Consider the following 18,599-nt stretch of genomic DNA (forward strand, 5'->3'; position numbering starts at 1 on the left):
GGCGATAGGCTGTTGGTATGAAATATGCGCTAGTTGCCTTGATCGTTCTGCTCGCCGGGTGTGAAACCGTTAGGTCCACCACCGATCGTGTTTTGAAAACCGATAAGACTCCGCCCGAGGCTGAGGAGGTCGCGACCGAAGAGGTTGTCGAACCAGAGCCTGCTGTTGCAACGCGCGAAAGCTGGGTCGGGGCAAAGAAAACAATCGCTGGTTTGGGCGATCCGAGCACACCCGGTCGGTGGCTGCAGACACCACTGGTTGAAACTGAATTCACGGGGCGCGTCGTCGTGCCCAGAACCGGGGCGCAGGCCTACATTACTCTGGTGCCCGTCCCGGGCCCCGAAGGTGGCGGCAGCCGCTTGTCACTGGATGCGATGCGGGCCTTGCTGCTGCCGTTCGATGAACTGGTCGAGCTTGAGGTCTATTCTAACTGATCTTTGAGGTATTTTCCCGCTTCGCGGCGGGCAAAGGGTTTCATGTCCGCGCCGTGCCGGGACAGAAAGGCGATGACGCGGTCTGCGTCGTGCTTTGACAGCTCGCGCAGCCACCAGGCGATTGCTTTCTGGATGAACCAATCGCGATCATGGACGTAATCCGCAGCCCATCCCAGAATGCGATCCCTGCGCGCCAGATCGTCAGGTTTGGGATGGTTTTGTTTGGTCCACGGCAAAGTCGCAACCAGCGCCGCGCGCCGTGTCCACATGTGATCTGACGCCGTCCAGCGTTCGACCTGATCCAGCCGCGCAGGATCGGCTGACAGGCGTTTCTGCATTGCCATGCAGGCGTGGTCGGCCACGGCCCAGGCGTCAAAATCCGGCAGCCAGCTTTGCAACAGATCCCAAACCGCGTCATCCGGGCGAATGCGGGCCTGTGTCAGCAACTTTGCAGCGGCAATGCGGGCTTCGTGGATGTTGGTTTGCCAAAGAGCATCTGCCAGTTCGACCCGCGAGGGCACATCCAGATCCTGACGCCAGCTTTTGCTCAGGTCGTTCAGGATGGGGTTCCCAACGCCCAGATAGGGGCGGTCGACCTTGTGATAGGCGGCCATCTGCGCGCCGCGCTCGGTATCTGCATGGGCCTTGATCTGATTCAGATAGGTTTCAGGCACCATCAGCTTGGAACACCGGTCGGCTTGCCGTCGATCGTCTGTTGGTTCTTTTCCACCCAATAGGCGCGGATGTCGTCATCCGTTTTGCCATCCACCCATTTCTGCATCGTGTCACGCTCGGCCCGGTAGTCCATGAAGGGCACCGCATAACCGCAGGATGTCTGAACCAGATCAATATCCAGATCATAGATTTGCCGCGCGCTGCGGTGGTCCGGGAACAGCTTGGCCAGTGCGTCCCAGCCTTCGTCGCCCGCATGCAGGGTTTGCGCGGTCCCATAGGTGCGCAGAATCAGCGGGCGCGTGGTGAAGGAACACCACATCAATGTCATGCGGTTGACCTCAAGCAGGTGCCCCGCGGTTTCATTGCCGCTGCCGGTGATGTTCATCCACACGATCCGGTTCGGGCCCAGCACCCGCAGGGAATCCATACCCTTGGGCGAGATATTGACCCGCCCCTCTGCCGCCGCTGTGCCGACAAAGAACATGTGCTGATCTTCGATGAACTTGCGCTGTGCGTCATCCAGTGATGGGAACTGCTTGGCCATGTTTCACTCCACGGTTACAGATTTTGCCAGATTGCGGGGCTGATCCACATCCGTGCCCTTGGCGACGGCTGTATGATAGGCCAGCAACTGCGCCGGGATCGAATAGAGGATCGGGACAAGGCTGGGGTGTACATAGGGCATGCGGATCGTGTTCCAGACGCCGTCTTCGGCCTGCGCGATGCCGTCATCATCGGATACCAGAATGACCTTGCCCTTGCGCGCCATCACCTCTTGCATGTTCGAGACCGTCTTGTCGAAAACCGTATCGCTGGGGGCCATGACCACCACCGGCATGTGTTTGTCGATCAGGGCGATAGGGCCGTGCTTTAGCTCGCCCGACGCATAACCTTCGGCGTGTATATAGCTGATTTCCTTAAGTTTCAGCGCGCCTTCCATGGCCAGAGGATACATCAGGCCACGTCCCAAAAACAGAACGTCGCGCGCCTCCGACAGGCGTTGTGCGGATTTCTTGATCGATCGGTTCTGATCCAGAGCGGTATTCAGAACGGTGGGCAATCCACGCAGGGCGGCGGCGTGATCGGCCAGTTCTTCGTCGCTTAGCGTGCCCCGGTCTGCGGCGGCCTTGAGAGCCAGCATCAGCAGCACGCTCAGTTGGCAAGTGAACGCCTTGGTCGAGGCCACCCCGATCTCAACCCCCGCATGAATGGGCAGGGCAATATCGCTTTCCCGCGCGATCGAGCTTTCGGGGACGTTGACCACCGACACGATCTTGTCGGCCTTGCCCTCGCAATAGCGCAGGGCCGCCAGTGTGTCGGCTGTTTCGCCGGATTGGCTGACGAACAAGGCCGCTGTGCGCCCGGTAATGGGAGGTTCGCGATAGCGGAATTCGCTGGCGATATCGACTTCGACGGGCATCTGGGCCAGCTGCTCGAACCAGTATTTTGCCGTCAGGCAGGCATAGAAGGCCGTGCCACAGGCCACCATCGTCAGCCGGTCCAGCTTGGTGAAATCCAGATCGCCGGGCAAGACGACATCATCCCCGCCGGTGGGCAGGTAGGATCGGATGGCTTCGGCGATTACCACGGGCTGCTCGGCAATTTCCTTGGCCATGAAATGCTTATAGCCGCCTTTGTCCGCCCGCGCCTGATCCAGCTTGATCTGCCGGGTCTCGCGATTGGCCAGTTCACCGGCCTCGTTGCGGATTTCCAGCGAGGTTCGGGTCACGACCGCGCGGTCGCCTTCCTCAAGATAGGTGATGCGGTCGGTCAGCGGGGCCAGGGCAATCGCATCCGAGCCTATGAACATCTCACCATCGCCGTGCCCAATGGCCAGCGGAGAGCCCCGGCGGGCGGCCACGATCAGATCGTCCTCACCATCGAACAGAAAGGCCAGCGCAAAGGCCCCGTTCAGACGGTTGATGGTCTCGAAGGCAGCTTCGACAGGCGGTAGCCCGGATTTCAGATAGTGCTCGGCCATCAGCGCCACGGTTTCCGTGTCGGTCTCGGTCACGAAATCCACGCCATATCCGGCCAGTTCGGCCCGAAGCTCGCGGTAGTTTTCGATGATACCGTTGTGAACCACGGCAACCGGTCCGGCCTTATGCGGATGCGCATTGGTCACAGAAGGCACGCCATGTGTGGCCCAACGGGTGTGACCAATGCCGGATTTCCCGGGCAGCGGATCATGCACCAAAAGGTCGCTCAGGTTGACCAGCTTGCCCACCGCACGGCGACGCCCCAGCGCGCCATTGTTGACCGTCGCGATACCCGCGCTGTCATAGCCGCGATATTCAAGCCGTTTCAGCGCCTCGACCAGCGTGGGCGCGGCTTCGTGCTGCCCCAGAACACCTACGATACCACACATGTCTTAGCTTCCTTTATCGCGACGAGCTTTCTTCGCCTTCAACATCTCAAACAACTTGCTTGCATAACCGGGTTTGTTGTCCTGCTTGGCGCGGGCAACGGCCAACGCGTCGGGCTCAACATCACGGGTCACAACCGTACCGGTCGCCGTCATTGCGCCATTGCCGACGGTCACAGGGGCCACCAGCATTGTGTTCGAGCCGATGAACACGTTCTCACCAATGGTCGTCTGATGCTTCATCACGCCGTCATAGTTACAGGTGATCGTCCCTGCGCCGATATTCGACGCAGCCCCGACCGAGGCATCGCCGATATAGCTGAGGTGATTGACCTTGGCGCCTTCGGCGATCTCGGCGTTCTTGATCTCGACGAAATTGCCGATGCGGGTGTTTTCGGCCAGTTCCGCGCCGGGGCGCAGACGGGCATAGGGGCCGACCACGGCACCGCGGCTGACATGGCAGCCCTCCAGATGCGAAAACGCCCGGATCGTCGCGCCGCTTTCGACCGTGACGCCGGGGCCAAAGACCACATTCGGTTCAATGACCGTGTCGCGTCCGATAATCGTGTCCGCCGCCAGATAGACCGTTTCCGGGGCCATCAGGGTCACCCCAAGCTCCAACAACTCAGTCCGGGCGCGGGTTTGAAAGACGGCATCTGCTGCGGCCAGATCTGCGCGGGAATTGACGCCCAGCGTCTGCGCCTCGTCACAGGCCACTGCGGTCACGTTCAGATCACGGCTGCGGGCGATTTCGACGACATCGGGTAAGTAATACTCTCCGGCGGCGTTTTCGTTGCCCACCGCGTCGATCAAAGAGAACAGCGTCTGTGCGTCACAGGCCAAAAGACCAGAGTTACAAAGGGATATGGCGCGTTCTTCTTCTGATGCGTCCTTGAATTCGACGATCCTCTCCAGCCGGTCGCCATCCATGACCAGTCGGCCATAGCGGGCGGGGTCTGCGGCCTCAAACCCCAGAATGACCAGATCGTTTTGCGCGCGCGCCTCAATCATACGCTCAAGCGTGTCGGGCTGCAGGAACGGCGTGTCGCCATACAGGACCACGACGTCGCCGTCGAACCCGTCCAGCGCGGCACGGGCCTGGGCAACCGCATGGGCGGTGCCCAGCTGTTCTTCCTGAACGGCGATCTGCGCAGTTTCATCCTCGGCCTTGGCGACCTTTGCGACGGCCTCGGACCCGTGGCCGGTGACGATCACGGTGCGTTCGGGCGACAGAACAGCCCCGGCGCGCATCGCGTGGACCAGCATCGGAGCCTGAGCGATGGGATGCAGTACTTTTGGAATATCCGAATTCATTCTGGTGCCTTTACCAGCGGCCAGGATGACAAGAGCAGTACTCATGAAAACGATTTCTCTTTGTGTTTTGTTGCGGCCCGTTTTATCCGCTGATGGCAAAGGCGCAAGCGGTTAGCTCATCAAACTAGATTGCCGTTTGCAACATCTTATGGCGGGAACCTGCCGAGCAAGGAGGCACAATGCGCACCGTGATCTTCGATCTGGACGGAACTTTGGCGGATACGTCGGGCGATTTGCTTGCGGCCGCCAATCACTGTTTTCGTGAAATGGGTCATGGCGATGTGCTGGTCCACGGGCAGGATGCGGGTATTGCCCTGCGCGGCGGGCGGATGATGCTGACCCATGGGCTGAAACGGGTCGGGGCCTATGACGAAGACACGGTTCACGCCTATTACCCGACGCTTCTGACCGCTTATGCGCAGGCGATCGACACCCATACGCAGTTTTACCCCGGCGCACTTGAGGCGGTCGCGCTTTTGAAATCGGCAGGCTATGGCGTGGGGATCTGCACCAACAAGCCCGAGGCGCTGGCCCATCAGTTGTTGACCCGGATGGGAGTGCGGGACCAGTTTGCCTCGCTGGTTGGGGCAGACACACTGCCGGTGCGCAAACCCGATCCCGAACCGCTGCGCGAGGCGGCGCGGCGGGCAGGGGGGCACCCGGACCTGTGTGTGTTGATCGGCGATTCAGATACCGACCGCAATACGGCGCGCGCTGCTGGTGTGCCCTCGGTTCTGGTCACGTTTGGCCCGTCAGGCGACGACATGGCGGCGCTGGAGCCCGAAGCCCTGCTGCATCACTTTGACGATCTGCCTTCCGTGGTCGAAGGGCTGATCGGTGCGGCGGCGTAGGCCCTTGACCGAAACCCAATGGCGCATCAGAACAAACCTATGACCGAGATATTCAATGGCAGTTTCACCCAGCAGGAACCCATCCCCGACGAGGCCATCGAGGCCGCGCTGGCCGTTCTGCGCCATGGCCGCCTGCACCGCTATAACGTAGCGCCCGGAGAGCTGGGCGAGACCGCTTTGCTGGAACAGGAATTTGCTGCGCAAACGGGGGCGAAGTATTGCCTTGCTGTGTCGTCTGGCGGTTACGCTTTGGCAACGGCCTTGCGGGCGGTCGGAGTGCAGCCGGGTGAGCCGGTTCTGACAAATGCCTTCACGCTGGCGCCGGTGCCGGGGGCCATTGCCTCGGTCGGGGCAAAGCCGGTGTTCGTAGGTGTAACTGAGGCGCTGACAATCGATCTCGACGACCTTGCGGCCAAGCTGGATCAGGCGCGGGTGCTGATGCTGAGCCACATGCGCGGGCATCTGTGCGACATGGATCGGCTGATGCGGATTTGTGATGCGGCGGGCGTCACGGTGATCGAGGATTGCGCCCATACGATGGGGGCCGCGTGGCGCGGGCAGCTTTCGGGGCGGCAGGGGGCGATAGGGTGCTATTCCTGTCAGACCTATAAGCATGTGAACTCGGGCGAGGGTGGTCTGCTGGTCTCCGACGACGAAGAGCTGGCCGCAAAGGCGACGATGCTCTCTGGCTCCTACATGCTCTATGAACGTCATCTGGCCGCGCCGGGCCCCGAGGTGTTCGAGCGGATCAAATACACCACTCCGAATGTGTCAGGCCGTATGGACAATCTGCGTGCGGCGATTCTGCGCCCGCAGCTGCGCGATCTGGATCGGCAGGTGCAGCGGTGGAACGAGCGTTACGATGAGATTGCCGCCGGGCTGCGCGGAACTCCGGGCCTGACCTCGGTCGAGCGCCCGCCGGAAGAGAGCTATGTCGGCTCGTCCATCCAGTTCCTGTTGCTCGATTGGACGCCCGAACGCATTGCTGAGGTGATCCGGCGCTGTGCGGCCCGCGGGGTTGAGATCAAGTGGTTCGGCGGGGCCGAGCCCACCGGGTTCACATCGCGTTATGACAGTTGGCGCTATGCGGATAGCGAACCCTTGCCGGTCAGTGACAGAATTTTGGCAGGCATCATGGATATGCGTGTGCCGCTGACCTTGTCGCTGGAAGATTGCCGGGTGATCGCGCGGATCATCCGCGCCGAGGTCGGCACGGTCTATCAATCGTAATCCAGCGGAGTGCGCTTGCAGCGCACGCTCTATCTGTTTTGAAACGCCGCCCCTTGGGGCGGCGTTTGCGTTCGCACATCCGCCATCGTTGACCGGGGCAGGATTCGCTGTTATCTGTTTATTGAACACTTGTTCATTAACCGTGGAGGAGGAGCCCGCAGATGTTCATGGCCACAATGCAATTCGATCTGGGGGATGAGGTGAATGCCCTGCGGGACATGGTGCATCGCTGGGCGCAGGATCGGGTCAAGCCGATGGCGGCCGAGGTCGACAAGTCAAACGCTTTTCCCAATGAGCTGTGGCAAGAGATGGGCGATCTGGGCCTGTTGGGGATCACGGTGTCCGAGGAATATGGCGGCGCGGGCATGTCCTACCTTGCTCATACCGTCGCAATTGAGGAGGTGGCGCGGGCCTCGGCCTCGGTTTCGCTGTCGTACGGCGCGCATTCGAATCTATGTGTCAATCAGATCAAGCTGAACGGCACCGATGAGCAAAAGGCGAAATACCTGCCCCGTCTGATCTCGGGTGAACATGTGGGCGCGCTGGCGATGTCCGAGGCGTCCGCCGGCTCCGACGTGGTGTCGATGAAGCTGCGGGCGGAAAAGCGCAACGATCACTACCGTCTGAACGGCAACAAATACTGGATCACCAATGGGCCGGATGCGGATACGTTGGTTGTCTATGCCAAGACCGACCCGGATGCGGGGTCGAAAGGGATCACAGCCTTTCTGATTGAGAAAGAGATGACCGGTTTCTCGACCTCCCCCCATTTCGACAAGTTGGGGATGCGCGGATCGAACACCGCCGAGCTGATTTTCGAAGATGTCGAGGTGCCGTTCGAAAACGTTCTGGGCGAAGAGGGGCGGGGCGTCGCGGTCCTTATGTCCGGTCTGGATTATGAACGGGTCGTGCTGGCCGGGATTGGTACGGGCATAATGGCTGCCTGTCTGGATGAAATCATGCCCTATCTGGCCGAGCGCAAACAGTTCGGCCAACCCATCGGCAGCTTTCAACTGATGCAGGGCAAGATTGCGGACATGTATACTGCGATGAATTCCGCCCGGGCCTATGTCTATGAGGTCGCCAAGGCATGTGATCGGGGCGATGTCACCCGTCAGGACGCGGCGGCCTGCTGTCTATATGCGTCCGAACAGGCAATGGTGCAGGCGCATCAGGCCGTGCAGGCGATGGGCGGGGCGGGCTTTCTGGCAGATTCCCCGGTCAGCCGCATTTTCCGCGACGCCAAGCTGATGGAGATTGGTGCAGGCACCAGCGAAATTCGCCGGATGCTGGTTGGACGGGAATTAATGAGCGAAATGCTGTGATGAAAAAAAACGCCCCGCACCCGAGGGAAGTGCAGGGCGTTCTTTGGAAGGTATCAGAAACGATGGACGTAGGTTACGCCGACCAGCCAGGGATCGATCTCGGCTTCGCCGATATCGGCACCGTTCAGCGACACGTCCGAGTCGATGTCAAACCAGCGCACGTTCAGACGCACAGAGCCTTTCTCGGTCACGGCGTAATCCAGGCCAGCCTGCAGGGCGAGACCGACCGAATTGTCCAGTTCGAGGTCACCCAGAGCCGAGTTTTCATCGAAGAAGATGGTGTAGTTGATACCGGCACCGACATAGGGCGTCCATGCGCTGCCTGTGTCGAAGTGGTAATTCAGCGACAGGGTGGGCGGCAGGTGCTTGAGGCTGCCTGCGTCGATGTTGCCACCCAGTGTGACTTCGTGGCTGAACGGCGTTGCGGCCAGCAGTTCGATGCCCAGATTGTCGCGCACAAAGTACTCGACGGTGAAGATGGCGCTGACGTCGGAATCGACCTCGGCATCAAGCCCGGCCAGAGTGCCGTTGTTGGATTTGGGGTCCAGATAGCCGGCACCGATACCTACGGTCCAGTCACCTTGGTTCTGAGCGAGAACAGGAGAAGCCAGCGCAACAAGCGCGGTGGAAAGTGTCAAAGCGGCGAGTTTTTTGGTCATTTTACAGCCCTTGAATTTGTTGATGACACGCTTTTGACCCAGCCAAGTGTTGCGAACTCTGATCTGTATCAAGTTTTCGTTATTGCCCGTGGTCCGGTGTGTTCGGAAAACAACAAAGAAATCGGGGGTTAGCGCATGAGCCCCGCAAAAAGCATGGCGGATATGCAAAAACCTGGGGTCTGGGACATTCCTGATCGTCTCAACATGGCCCAGCAATGCCTCGCTCAGTCCGCTGAACGGGTCGCTATCATCGATCTAACCGGGGATGCCCGAGAAGATGTGACGTATGCCCAGCTCAAGCGGATGACCGATGGTATCGCGCGGAGGCTGCAGCCACAGGTCCGCGCGGGCGATCGGGTCGGTGTATTGCTCAGCCAGTCCCCGTGGTGTGCGGCAGCTCATCTGGCGATCTGGAAACTGGGTGCGATCTCGGTGCCGCTGTTCAAGCTGTTCAAACATGACGCGCTGGCCTCTCGGGTGGGCGATGCCGGGGCGCAGGTGGTTCTGACGGATGCCGAGGGAGAGGCGCTGCTGGGCGATCTGGCGCGTTCATTGCGGGTTGATCAGATCGCGCCCTCGGATGATCCGTTGCCCTGCGCAGATACCGGCCCTGAGGACCCGGCGGTGTTGATCTATACCTCCGGCACCACGGGCAGTCCCAAGGGGGCCTTGCACGGGCACCGCGTCCTGACAGGCCACCTGCCGGGCGTTTCGATCAGCCACAACCACCTGCGCGACGGTGACTGTCTGTGGACCCCCGCCGACTGGGCCTGGATTGGGGGGCTGTTCGATGTGTTGATGCCGGGCCTCGCGCTGGGCATTCCCGTGGTGGCTGCGCGGCTTGAGAAGTTCGCCCCCGAGGCCTGCGCCGATGTGATCGCGCGCGGCGGCGTGCGCAACGTATTCTTTCCGCCCACCGCGCTGCGGATGCTGAAAGCGGCGGATCAGAGCATCCCCGGCCTGCGCTCGGTCGCCTCGGGCGGTGAGCCGCTGGGGGCCGAGATGCTGGCCTGGGGGCAAAAGGCGTTCGATCTGACGATCAACGAATTCTACGGGCAGACCGAATGCAACATGGTCGTGTCCTCTTGCGCGCAGGATTTCCCGGTGCGCCCCGGCTGTATCGGCAAACCGGTGCCGGGGCATGACGTGGCGGTGATCGACGAGACGGGGAACCCGACCAGTGAAGAGGGCGACGTTGCCATCCGGCGCGGCTCGGCCTCGATGCTGCTGGAATACTGGAACCGGCCCGAAGAGACCGCGCAGAAGTTTCGCGGTGACTGGCTGATCACCGGCGACCGCGGCGTGTGGGAGGATGACTATCTGCGCTTCGTGGGGCGCGATGACGACGTGATTACGTCCGCCGGATATCGGATTGGCCCTGCAGAGATTGAGGACTGCCTGCTGACCCACCCGGCGGTGGCAACGGTGGGCGTGGTCGGGAAGCCTGACCCTCTGCGAACCGAGATCGTGAAGGCCTATGTGGTGTTAAAACCGGGGGCTGAGGCGTCTGGCGCGGAGTTGCAGGACTGGGTCAAGGAACGTCTGGCGCAGTATTCCTATCCACGTGAGGTGGCGTTTTTGGAGGAATTGCCGATGACGGTGACAGGGAAGGTTATTCGGAAGGAATTGAAGGTGCGGGCGACGAGGGAGGTTGAAAGTGGCTGCTGATACTTTTCCAAACCGTCTGAATTGGCTGATCTGGCAAGCTATTCGGCATCCTTACATGACCAAGTGTCCCGTATGCGCTGCCAAAATTTCACAGAATATGTTGTTCAAAGCTCTCCGCCGAAGCAAACGCTTGGGCAAAAAGGAAGGGGCGGCATGCCCATCATGTAACACTATTTTGCAGTTTGAGAGAGGGCGCCGTTACAACTTTGTTCTAACTCTAAGCGTTTTCATGTTTGTGTTCGGTGGTGGTGTTGGCGCGGTTTTTTTCTCACAGTTTGGCGCAACCAGCTATTTTCACGAAGCGAGAGGAGGCGTTGAACCGAATTTCCTCGGCTTCTTATTGTTGATTATCCTGTTCGCTTACCCAGCAGCCGCGATGACGTGCAAATTGCTTAAAGTAGAGGCCATCGAATGAGAGCTTTCGCTGATCAGGTCGCCGTTCATCTCTTGTCCTTCGGCGAGAAACTTAGAAGTAGCCTGATATCTAGGACCTTTGTGCCCGCTGCACCTCAGGAGGATCAATGAAACTCACATCCAAAGCCATGCCCGCCTCTGAGGGCTTCAAGGCAAACCGCGCGGCCCACCTCGACGCCCTCGCGCAAATCTCAACAGCTGCCGAGGCCGCCCGCATGGGCGGCGGTGAGAAATCCCGCGCGCGGCATGAATCTCGGGGCAAGATGCTCCCCCGGCGCAGGGTGGCGAACCTGCTGGACCCGGGATCTCCGTTTCTTGAGATCGGCGCGACGGCGGCGCATGGGATGTATGGCGACGCCGCACCTTGTGCCGGTGTGATCGCGGGGATTGGCCGGGTACAGGGGCGTGAGGTCATGGTGGTCTGCAACGATGCCACCGTGAAGGGCGGTACGTACTACCCGATAACCGTCAAAAAACACCTCCGCGCGCAGGAGATTGCTGAGGAGAACCATCTGCCCTGCATCTATCTGGTGGATAGCGGCGGCGCGAACCTGCCCAATCAGGATGAGGTGTTCCCCGACCGCGACCACTTTGGCCGCATCTTCTATAACCAAGCGCGGATGAGTGCCAAGGGGATTGCTCAGATCGCTGTGGTCATGGGGTCATGCACGGCTGGCGGGGCCTATGTGCCCGCGATGTCGGATGTGACGATCATCGTCAAGGAACAGGGCACGATCTTTCTGGCCGGGCCGCCTTTGGTCAAGGCCGCGACGGGTGAGGTCGTCAGCGCCGAGGATTTGGGCGGAGGTGATGTGCATACGCGCCTGTCCGGTGTCGCGGATTATCTGGCCGAGGATGACGCCCATGCGCTCGCGCTCGCGCGGCGGGCGGTGGGATCGCTGAACCTGCGCACACCGCAGAGTGTGGATTGGGCCAGCCCCGAGGACCCGGCCTATGACCCCGAGGAAATCCTCGGTGTGGTCCCCGCCGATCTGCGCACGCCCTATGACATTCGCGAGGTGATTGCGCGGCTGGTCGATGTCTCTCGGTTCGATGAGTTCAAGCCTCGGTTCGGTGAGACACTGGTGACCGGGTTCGCCCATGTCAAAGGTTGCCCGGTGGGGATCATTGCGAATAACGGCGTGCTGTTTTCCGAGGCCGCGCAAAAGGGCGCGCATTTTGTGGAGCTGTGTTCGCAGCGCCGCATCCCTCTGGTGTTCCTGCAGAATATCACCGGGTTCATGGTCGGTCGGAAATACGAAAACGAAGGCATCGCGCGGCATGGGGCCAAGATGGTGACGGCGGTAGCGACAACCTCGGTGCCCAAGATCACAATGCTGGTCGGAGGCTCGTTTGGTGCGGGGAACTATGGCATGGCCGGGCGGGCCTATCAGCCGCGTTTCCTGTGGACATGGCCGAACTCGCGGATTTCGGTGATGGGCGGGGAACAGGCGGCGGGAGTGTTGGCCACCGTCAAGCGTGACGGGATCGAGCGGCAAGGGGGCACGTGGTCTGCCGAGGAAGAGGCCGAGTTCAAGCGCCCGACACTGGAGATGTTCGAGGAACAATCGCACCCGCTTTATGCCTCGGCACGGCTGTGGGATGACGGCATCATCGACCCGCGCAAGTCCCGCGATGTGCTGGCATTGTCGCTGAGCGCTGCGTTGAACGCCCCGATTGAGGAGACACGTTTCGGCGTGTTCAGGATGTGATGCGTATGACCTTAAAAGATGTCTTGGCCCAATACCCTGGCGCGCAAACCTTCAAATTTGGTGACGGCGCGGCCTTGAGTGCAAAACTTTTGGCCCTGGTGCGTACAGGTAAGAAAACCGCAACCTGCGGTGCGTTGCGCGATTATCCCGAAGGCAGCGCGGACACTCCGGTTGTAGGGCGGCGCGATATCGCTCTGGAATGGGATGGCCGACCGGCTTTAGTCATCGAAACAGTCAAGGTCTCGATTTGTCGATATTGCGACGTGACCGAGGATTTCGCGTTGGCTGAGGGTGAGAATGAAACGCTTGAGGGATGGCGCGCGGATCACCGCCGGTATTTCGAGCGAAATGGCGGGTTCGATCCCAAGATGGAACTGCTTTGCGAGCGGTTTCGTCTTGTCGAAGATCTGGCTGTTGAGGGGTAGGCCATGTTCAACAAAATCCTGATTGCCAACCGGGGCGAGATCGCCTGCCGTGTGATCGAAACCGCTCAGAAAATGGGGGTGTCCTGCGTTGCGGTTTATTCCGATGCTGATGCCTCGTCCAAACATATGCAGATGGCCGATGAGGCTGTGCATATCGGCGGCGCGGCTCCGGCTGAAAGCTATCTGAAAGGCGACGTGATCATTCAGGCCGCCTTGGACACTGGCGCGCAGGCGATACATCCCGGCTATGGCTTCCTGTCCGAGAACCCGGATTTCGTGGATGCGGTTGAGGCGGCAGGGCTGACGTTCATCGGTCCATCCGCGGATGCGATCCGCAAGATGGGCCTCAAGGACGCGGCCAAGGTGCTGATGGAACAGGCGGGTGTGCCGGTCGTGCCAGGCTATCACGGCGACAATCAGGACGCCGAGCATCTGGCCGGTGCTGCCGAGGCTATTGGCTATCCGGTGCTGATCAAGGCGGTTGCGGGCGGCGGCGGCAAGGGGATGCGGCTTGTCGAGCGGCCCGAAGATTTCCTGCAGGCGCTGGACAGCGCGCGGGGCGAGGCGCGGACGGCCTTCGGCAATGATGCGGTATTGGTTGAGAAATTCGTTGCCAAGCCGCGCCATATCGAAGTTCAGGTCTTTGGTGACGGCACCCATGCCGTGCATCTGTTCGAACGGGACTGTTCGTTGCAGCGGCGGCATCAGAAGGTGATCGAAGAGGCCCCGGCCCCCGGCATGACCGCCGAAATGCGGCAGGCGATGGGGCAGGCAGGGGTGCGCGCGGCTGAGGCCATTGGCTACAAGGGTGCGGGCACGGTTGAGTTCATCGTCGATGCCTCGGACGGGCTGCGGCCTGACCGGTTCTGGTTCATGGAGATGAACACCCGCTTGCAGGTCGAACATCCGGTGACCGAGGCGATTACAGGGATTGATCTGGTTGAGTGGCAATTGCGGGTCGCTTCGGGTGAGGCACTGCCGAAGTCACAGGGAGAGCTGGCGATTGACGGCCACGCCTTTGAGGCGCGGCTTTATGCCGAGGATGTACCCAAGGGGTTTTTGCCGGCAACGGGGACTCTGACCCATTTACAGTTTCCGCGTGCCTGTCGTGCCGACAGTGGCGTACGTGCGGGTGATACGATCAGCCCGTGGTATGATCCGATGATTGCAAAGGTCATCGTACACGGTCCAACGCGCGCTGTGGCGCTGGAACAATTGCACCGAGCCCTGCGTCAGACCGAAGTGGCGGGTACGGCCACCAATCTGACCTTTTTGGGCGCGCTGACCCGTCACAAGGGATTTGCCGCCGGAGACGTGGATACCGGGTTGATTGGGCGGGATCTTGAGGAACTGACGCAGGACAACCCGGTAACGGCAGAACTGTGCGTGGCCGCTGCCATGACCGCGCTGGATTTGGTTGAGCCTGCGGAGGAAACAGGGTTCTCGCTATGGGCGCCGCTGCACCGCGCCGTTCAGCTAAGGGGGGATGAGCTGATCGATCTGGACGTGCAGGTCGAAGGCCCGAACCGGCAAGTCTGGCAACTGGGCGAGCAAACAGTTGTGGCGCAGCGCAGCGGGCAGGTTTGGACCATTGGTGGGGCCCCCATGCCGCGCGTGTCGCTGGCGGGCATGCGGGTGACTGTTTTTGACGGATACGGTTGCAGCTTTGACATCGTTGACCCGCTGGACCGCGACACCAGTGCCGCCGGCGATACCAATGTGATCGAAGCGCCTATGCCCGGTTTGGTGAAGACGGTGTTCGCCTCGGTCGGACAGGCGGTGAAAGAGGGCGACAGGCTTGCCATTCTTGAGGCCATGAAGATGGAGCATTCGCTGCTTGCTGCCCGGGATGGTGTGGTGGCCGAGGTGCTGGCCGAAGATGGCGCACAGGTTGAGGCCGGAGCAGCTTTGGTTCGGTTGCAAGAGGATTGAACTGTCCCGACGTCGCATTGCGTGGCACAGTCGGGTTATCCGTATTTGGAACGAGAAGAAGCTGGGAGGGAAGCGCAGATGAAAGAGCGGGTTGAGATTTTCGAGGTGGGTCCGCGCGATGGCCTGCAAAACGAGCAGCGCGAGATCCCTGTGGCCGAGAAAGTGGCCCTGATCGATTGTCTCAGCAAGGCCGGGTTCAACCGGATTGAGGTCGCCAGTTTCGTGTCTCCGAAATGGGTGCCGCAGATGGCAGGCAGTGCCGAGGTGCTGGCCGGGATTACGCGGGCAGAGGGCGTACGCTATGGTGCGCTGACGCCGAATATGCGCGGCTATAATGACGCGCTGGCGGCGAAGGCAGATGAGATTGCAGTGTTTGCGTCGGCGTCCGAGGGGTTTTCGCAAGCCAATATCAATGCGTCTGTCGCCGAATCCATCGAACGGTTTACCCCCATTCTGGAAGCGGCCCGCCATATCGACCTTCCGGTTCGCGGATACGTGTCCTGCGTCACTGATTGCCCTTACGATGGCCCCACGCCGCCCGAAAAAGTGGCCGAGCTTGCCGACAAGCTGTTCGCGCTGGGGTGTTACGAGATTTCGTTGGGGGACACGATTGGGAAGGGCACGCCTGACACGGTCGCGCATATGCTGCTTGCAGTGCGAGAGAGGGTGCCAGTCACGCGGTTGGCCGGTCATTTCCATGACACAAACGGGCGGGCTATCGACAATATTGATGCCGCGCTGGCGTTGGGCGTGCGCACATTCGATTCTGCCGTTGGAGGGTTGGGGGGATGCCCCTATGCGCCTGGTGCGTCGGGCAATGTCGCGACCGAATCCGTCGTCTCGCATCTTGAACGGTTGGGATATGAGACGGGGATTGATTTGGCCGTCGTTGAAGAGGCCGCACAGATGGCCCGCGCCATGAGAGCGGAGTAGTCAATGTTCGAAACGATTTCAGTTACCCAGGACGGGCGGGGTGTTGCGACGCTGACACTGAATCGCCCGGAAAAGCATAATGCCATGTCCGCACGGATGATCTCCGAGTTGACGCAAGCGGCCGGGCAGCTGGGTACGGACGCATCGGTTCGGGTGGTTGTTTTGACCGGCGCAGGTAAGAGCTTTTGCGCCGGAGGCGATCTGGGTTGGATGCAGGATCAGATGGCGGCCGACTCTGAGACGCGGTTTATCGAGGCGCGTAAGCTGGCGGAAATGCTGCAAGCGCTAAACACGTTGCCCAAGCCACTGATTGGCGCGCTGCAGGGCAATGCTTTTGGCGGCGGCGTCGGTCTGGCTTCGGTCTGTGATGTCGCCGTTGGAGTCGAGAGCCTGTCTATGGGGTTGACCGAAACCCGGCTGGGGCTGATTCCCGCGACCATCGGGCCCTATGTCATCGCCCGCATGGGTGAAGCGCGCGCGCGGCGTGTGTTCCTGTCTGCGCGCGTGTTCGATGCGGCCGAGGCGGTCGATTTGGGCCTGCTGGCCAGAACGGTTTCCGCAGATGATCTTGCGCAGGCGGTCGAGGAGGAAATTGCACCCTATCTGGCCTGTGCGCCCGGGGCAGTTGCCATAGCCAAGCGACTTGTTCGTGAGTTGGGTCCCAAGATTGACGATCAGACCATCGATCACACGATCCGGTCACTGGTTGAGCGATGGGAAACCGACGAGGCGCAGGAAGGCATCGCCGCATTCTTTGAACGGCGTAAACCTATGTGGAACAGTCAAGATTAACTGTTTCCTTACTTGGTTCTGTCAGTTGGTGTGCAAGTCGTCATTTAACCGCAGGTCACCAGAATATTAGCGCCCTGCGCGGTTCTGGTCAGTTGACCCTCTGCCCCCACAAGGATAGAGGAAGTGACGTCATCACGCCAATTGACGGCGCATCCCCTGAGGACGCGCAGGAAAGGAGCTCTACGTGGAAGACCTGTTGCGGGAGTACCTCCCGATTCTGGTGTTTCTGGCAGTTGCTGTCGGCCTCGGAATCGTTTTGATTCTGGCCGCCGTCGTACTGGCCGTTCGTAACCCCGACCCCGAAAAAGTCAGCGCATATGAATGTGGCTTCAACGCCTTTGACGATGCGCGGATGAAATTCGATGTCCGATTCTATCTGGTCTCGATTCTCTTCATCATCTTCGATCTTGAAATCGCATTTCTGTTTCCCTGGGCTGTCGGCTTCAAGGACATCAGCGATGTCGGGTTCTGGTCCATGATGGTGTTTCTGGGCGTTCTGACCATCGGCTTTGCCTATGAGTGGAAGAAGGGGGCCCTGGAATGGGAGTGATGACGGGAGCAAACACCGCTGGCGTCGACAAGGAAGTCGCCACCCAGGCCCTGAACGCCGAGTTGCAGGACAAAGGGTTCCTGCTGACCTCGACCGAGGACATCATCAACTGGGCGCGCACCGGGTCGCTGCACTGGATGACATTTGGTCTGGCCTGCTGCGCGGTTGAGATGATGCACACTTCGATGCCGCGCTATGATGCGGAACGGTTTGGCATCGCCCCGCGTGCGTCCCCGCGGCAGTCGGATGTGATGATCGTGGCCGGGACGCTGACCAACAAGATGGCCCCGGCGCTGCGCAAGGTTTACGACCAGATGCCCGAGCCGCGCTATGTGGTCTCAATGGGATCCTGTGCGAATGGGGGCGGGTATTATCATTATTCCTATTCAGTCGTGCGTGGATGTGACCGGATTGTGCCGGTGGATATCTATGTCCCCGGCTGCCCTCCGACCGCTGAGGCGTTGCTGTATGGCCTCATGCAGCTGCAACGCAAAATCCGCCGTACCGGCACCATTGTGCGCTGAGGGAGAGGGCAGATGAGCGAAGCACTCAAGGAACTTGGCGCCCAGCTGGAATTGAAGCGGGCCGATTGCGTTCTGTCCTGGGATGTGACCCATGGTGAGCTGAACGTGGATGTGGCGCCGTCCAGCATTGTGGAATTCGTTGAATTCCTGCGGTCTGACCAGAATTGCAAATTCTCGACACTGGTCGACATCACAGGCGTGGATTACCCCGAACGGCCCAAGCGGTTCGACGTGGTCTATCACTTCCTATCGATGTACCAGAACCAGCGCATTCGCCTGCGGGTTTCGATCCGCGAAGAGGATATGGTGCCCTCGATCGTTGACGTTCACCCCTCGGCCAACTGGTTCGAGCGTGAGGTGTTCGACATGTTCGGCATTCTGTTTTCGGGCCACCCTGACCTGCGGCGTATCCTGACCGACTATGGTTTTCGTGGCTATCCGCTGCGCAAGGACTTCCCGACCACGGGCTATACCGAGGTCCGCTATGACGAGGCGGAAAAACGCGTCGTGTACGAGCCGGTCAGCCTTGTACAGGAATACCGGCAGTTTGATTTCATGTCCCCGTGGGAGGGCGCGAATTACATTCTGCCCGGGGATGAGAAACAGGAGACCTAAGTCATGTTTGAGTTCCTGATCTGGATCGCTCTGGTTGTGGCAACGGTTGTTCCGATGCTGAAACTGCTGCCTCATTTCGGGATCAACAAGAACTGGGCCTTTGCCTGCGTGATTTCTCCGGTTGTGATCGTCCTGCTGTGGATGATGGCGATGAAGCTGCAAGAGATGGAGCGCCGCTGAC

The 18,599-nt window shown here is 60.3% G+C and carries 20 protein-coding genes; 15 read left to right on the plus strand and 5 right to left on the minus strand.

Features of this window, described 5'->3' with window-relative positions; translation table 11 throughout:
• Window positions 1-17: 17 nt before the first annotated feature.
• On the plus strand, window positions 18-434 hold the full coding sequence (locus ACR0J5_RS02920; RefSeq protein ID WP_480650351.1) for a hypothetical protein: 417 nt from the start codon (window positions 18-20) through the stop codon (window positions 432-434).
• On the opposite strand, the gene ACR0J5_RS02925 is transcribed toward ACR0J5_RS02920, so the two are convergent.
• From ACR0J5_RS02925 to glmU, 4 genes are read right to left on the minus strand one after another with little or no spacing between them, the layout of a single operon-like run.
• The gene (locus tag ACR0J5_RS02925) at window positions 422-1,111 is read right to left on the minus strand and encodes a DNA alkylation repair protein (RefSeq protein WP_480650352.1); all 690 of its coding nucleotides are present in this window, start codon (window positions 1,109-1,111) and stop codon (window positions 422-424) included. The two genes, ACR0J5_RS02920 and ACR0J5_RS02925, sit on opposite strands and share 13 nt — an antisense overlap.
• Window positions 1,111-1,653 carry a pyridoxamine 5'-phosphate oxidase family protein gene (locus ACR0J5_RS02930; RefSeq protein WP_480650353.1) on the minus strand — a complete coding sequence of 181 codons (543 nt, stop codon included), beginning with the start codon at window positions 1,651-1,653 and terminating at the stop codon, window positions 1,111-1,113. Before ACR0J5_RS02930 ends, ACR0J5_RS02925 begins: the two co-directional genes overlap by 1 nt.
• A gap of 3 nt (window positions 1,654-1,656) precedes the next feature.
• Window positions 1,657-3,477, minus strand: a complete 1,821-nt coding sequence (gene glmS, locus ACR0J5_RS02935) for a glutamine--fructose-6-phosphate transaminase (isomerizing) (protein ID WP_480650354.1) — start codon at window positions 3,475-3,477, stop codon at window positions 1,657-1,659.
• 3 nt (window positions 3,478-3,480) lie between these two features.
• Window positions 3,481-4,833, minus strand: coding sequence for a bifunctional UDP-N-acetylglucosamine diphosphorylase/glucosamine-1-phosphate N-acetyltransferase GlmU (glmU, locus tag ACR0J5_RS02940; protein ID WP_480650355.1), 1,353 nt, complete (start codon window positions 4,831-4,833; stop codon window positions 3,481-3,483).
• 134 nt (window positions 4,834-4,967) lie between these two features.
• Between glmU and ACR0J5_RS02945 the strand changes: the two genes are divergently transcribed.
• The 3 genes from ACR0J5_RS02945 (at window position 4,968) to ACR0J5_RS02955 (ending at window position 8,194) form a co-directional block, all read left to right on the plus strand.
• Entirely contained in the window at window positions 4,968-5,639 is a 672-nt protein-coding gene (locus ACR0J5_RS02945) for an HAD-IA family hydrolase (protein WP_480650356.1), read from the plus strand.
• Between the two features lie 39 nt (window positions 5,640-5,678).
• The gene (locus ACR0J5_RS02950; RefSeq protein ID WP_480650357.1) at window positions 5,679-6,869 is read left to right on the plus strand and encodes a DegT/DnrJ/EryC1/StrS family aminotransferase; all 1,191 of its coding nucleotides are present in this window, start codon (window positions 5,679-5,681) and stop codon (window positions 6,867-6,869) included.
• Between the two features lie 161 nt (window positions 6,870-7,030).
• Window positions 7,031-8,194 carry an isovaleryl-CoA dehydrogenase gene (locus ACR0J5_RS02955; protein ID WP_480650358.1) on the plus strand — a complete coding sequence of 388 codons (1,164 nt, stop codon included), beginning with the start codon at window positions 7,031-7,033 and terminating at the stop codon, window positions 8,192-8,194.
• A gap of 53 nt (window positions 8,195-8,247) precedes the next feature.
• Here ACR0J5_RS02955 and ACR0J5_RS02960 read toward each other — a convergent pair whose 3' ends face one another.
• Window positions 8,248-8,853, minus strand: a complete 606-nt coding sequence (locus tag ACR0J5_RS02960) for an OmpW/AlkL family protein (protein WP_480650359.1) — start codon at window positions 8,851-8,853, stop codon at window positions 8,248-8,250.
• A gap of 135 nt (window positions 8,854-8,988) precedes the next feature.
• On the opposite strand from ACR0J5_RS02960, the gene ACR0J5_RS02965 reads away from it, so the two are divergent.
• The 11 genes from ACR0J5_RS02965 (at window position 8,989) to ACR0J5_RS03015 (ending at window position 18,598) form a co-directional block, all read left to right on the plus strand.
• Window positions 8,989-10,521, plus strand: a complete 1,533-nt coding sequence (locus ACR0J5_RS02965) for an AMP-binding protein (protein WP_480650360.1) — start codon at window positions 8,989-8,991, stop codon at window positions 10,519-10,521.
• Window positions 10,511-10,936: a hypothetical protein gene (locus ACR0J5_RS02970; protein WP_480650361.1), complete on the plus strand. Its 426-nt coding sequence runs from the start codon at window positions 10,511-10,513 to the stop codon at window positions 10,934-10,936. Before ACR0J5_RS02965 ends, ACR0J5_RS02970 begins: the two co-directional genes overlap by 11 nt.
• Window positions 10,937-11,042: 106 nt before the next feature.
• A complete protein-coding gene (locus ACR0J5_RS02975; RefSeq protein ID WP_480650362.1) occupies window positions 11,043-12,647 on the plus strand; it encodes a carboxyl transferase domain-containing protein in 1,605 nt (534 codons plus the stop codon).
• The gene (locus tag ACR0J5_RS02980; RefSeq protein WP_480650363.1) at window positions 12,647-13,072 is read left to right on the plus strand and encodes an ASCH domain-containing protein; all 426 of its coding nucleotides are present in this window, start codon (window positions 12,647-12,649) and stop codon (window positions 13,070-13,072) included. The genes ACR0J5_RS02975 and ACR0J5_RS02980 overlap by 1 nt, the downstream gene beginning before the upstream one ends.
• Window positions 13,073-13,075: 3 nt before the next feature.
• Window positions 13,076-15,004 carry an acetyl/propionyl/methylcrotonyl-CoA carboxylase subunit alpha gene (locus ACR0J5_RS02985; RefSeq protein ID WP_480650364.1) on the plus strand — a complete coding sequence of 643 codons (1,929 nt, stop codon included), beginning with the start codon at window positions 13,076-13,078 and terminating at the stop codon, window positions 15,002-15,004.
• Window positions 15,005-15,082: 78 nt separating this feature from the next.
• Window positions 15,083-15,937 carry a hydroxymethylglutaryl-CoA lyase gene (locus tag ACR0J5_RS02990; RefSeq protein WP_480650365.1) on the plus strand — a complete coding sequence of 285 codons (855 nt, stop codon included), beginning with the start codon at window positions 15,083-15,085 and terminating at the stop codon, window positions 15,935-15,937.
• Window positions 15,938-15,940: 3 nt separating this feature from the next.
• The gene (locus ACR0J5_RS02995) at window positions 15,941-16,729 is read left to right on the plus strand and encodes a crotonase/enoyl-CoA hydratase family protein (protein WP_480650366.1); all 789 of its coding nucleotides are present in this window, start codon (window positions 15,941-15,943) and stop codon (window positions 16,727-16,729) included.
• 184 nt (window positions 16,730-16,913) lie between these two features.
• Window positions 16,914-17,279, plus strand: coding sequence for an NADH-quinone oxidoreductase subunit A (locus ACR0J5_RS03000; RefSeq protein WP_050602775.1), 366 nt, complete (start codon window positions 16,914-16,916; stop codon window positions 17,277-17,279).
• Window positions 17,270-17,803 (plus strand): NuoB/complex I 20 kDa subunit family protein, encoded by a 534-nt coding sequence (locus ACR0J5_RS03005; RefSeq protein WP_170494185.1) that lies wholly within the window; start codon window positions 17,270-17,272, stop codon window positions 17,801-17,803. Before ACR0J5_RS03000 ends, ACR0J5_RS03005 begins: the two co-directional genes overlap by 10 nt.
• Window positions 17,804-17,815: 12 nt before the next feature.
• Window positions 17,816-18,418 carry an NADH-quinone oxidoreductase subunit C gene (locus ACR0J5_RS03010; protein WP_480650367.1) on the plus strand — a complete coding sequence of 201 codons (603 nt, stop codon included), beginning with the start codon at window positions 17,816-17,818 and terminating at the stop codon, window positions 18,416-18,418.
• Window positions 18,419-18,421: 3 nt separating this feature from the next.
• Window positions 18,422-18,598 (plus strand): hypothetical protein, encoded by a 177-nt coding sequence (locus tag ACR0J5_RS03015; RefSeq protein ID WP_480650368.1) that lies wholly within the window; start codon window positions 18,422-18,424, stop codon window positions 18,596-18,598.
• Window position 18,599 lies beyond the last annotated feature (1 nt).

It is taken from the genome of Ruegeria sp. BE1, assembly GCF_056538885.1.

What these genes read in the sequence shown, in the direction of transcription:
- glmS (WP_480650354.1), bottom strand. Translation starts at nt 3,477, where the DNA reads ATGTGTGGTATCGTAGGTGTTCTGGGGCAGCACGAAGCCGCGCCCACG.
- ACR0J5_RS02985 (WP_480650364.1), top strand. Translation starts at nt 13,076, where the DNA reads ATGTTCAACAAAATCCTGATTGCCAACCGGGGCGAGATCGCCTGCCGT.
- ACR0J5_RS03005 (WP_170494185.1), top strand. Translation starts at nt 17,270, where the DNA reads ATGGGAGTGATGACGGGAGCAAACACCGCTGGCGTCGACAAGGAAGTC.
- ACR0J5_RS02995 (WP_480650366.1), top strand. Translation starts at nt 15,941, where the DNA reads ATGTTCGAAACGATTTCAGTTACCCAGGACGGGCGGGGTGTTGCGACG.
- ACR0J5_RS02975 (WP_480650362.1), top strand. Translation starts at nt 11,043, where the DNA reads ATGAAACTCACATCCAAAGCCATGCCCGCCTCTGAGGGCTTCAAGGCA.
- ACR0J5_RS02950 (WP_480650357.1), top strand. Translation starts at nt 5,679, where the DNA reads ATGACCGAGATATTCAATGGCAGTTTCACCCAGCAGGAACCCATCCCC.
- ACR0J5_RS02960 (WP_480650359.1), bottom strand. Translation starts at nt 8,853, where the DNA reads ATGACCAAAAAACTCGCCGCTTTGACACTTTCCACCGCGCTTGTTGCG.
- ACR0J5_RS03010 (WP_480650367.1), top strand. Translation starts at nt 17,816, where the DNA reads ATGAGCGAAGCACTCAAGGAACTTGGCGCCCAGCTGGAATTGAAGCGG.
- ACR0J5_RS02965 (WP_480650360.1), top strand. Translation starts at nt 8,989, where the DNA reads ATGAGCCCCGCAAAAAGCATGGCGGATATGCAAAAACCTGGGGTCTGG.
- ACR0J5_RS02920 (WP_480650351.1), top strand. Translation starts at nt 18, where the DNA reads ATGAAATATGCGCTAGTTGCCTTGATCGTTCTGCTCGCCGGGTGTGAA.
- ACR0J5_RS02955 (WP_480650358.1), top strand. Translation starts at nt 7,031, where the DNA reads ATGTTCATGGCCACAATGCAATTCGATCTGGGGGATGAGGTGAATGCC.
- ACR0J5_RS03015 (WP_480650368.1), top strand. Translation starts at nt 18,422, where the DNA reads ATGTTTGAGTTCCTGATCTGGATCGCTCTGGTTGTGGCAACGGTTGTT.
- glmU (WP_480650355.1), bottom strand. Translation starts at nt 4,833, where the DNA reads ATGAGTACTGCTCTTGTCATCCTGGCCGCTGGTAAAGGCACCAGAATG.
- ACR0J5_RS02930 (WP_480650353.1), bottom strand. Translation starts at nt 1,653, where the DNA reads ATGGCCAAGCAGTTCCCATCACTGGATGACGCACAGCGCAAGTTCATC.
- ACR0J5_RS02980 (WP_480650363.1), top strand. Translation starts at nt 12,647, where the DNA reads ATGCGTATGACCTTAAAAGATGTCTTGGCCCAATACCCTGGCGCGCAA.
- ACR0J5_RS02925 (WP_480650352.1), bottom strand. Translation starts at nt 1,111, where the DNA reads ATGGTGCCTGAAACCTATCTGAATCAGATCAAGGCCCATGCAGATACC.
- ACR0J5_RS02990 (WP_480650365.1), top strand. Translation starts at nt 15,083, where the DNA reads ATGAAAGAGCGGGTTGAGATTTTCGAGGTGGGTCCGCGCGATGGCCTG.
- ACR0J5_RS02945 (WP_480650356.1), top strand. Translation starts at nt 4,968, where the DNA reads ATGCGCACCGTGATCTTCGATCTGGACGGAACTTTGGCGGATACGTCG.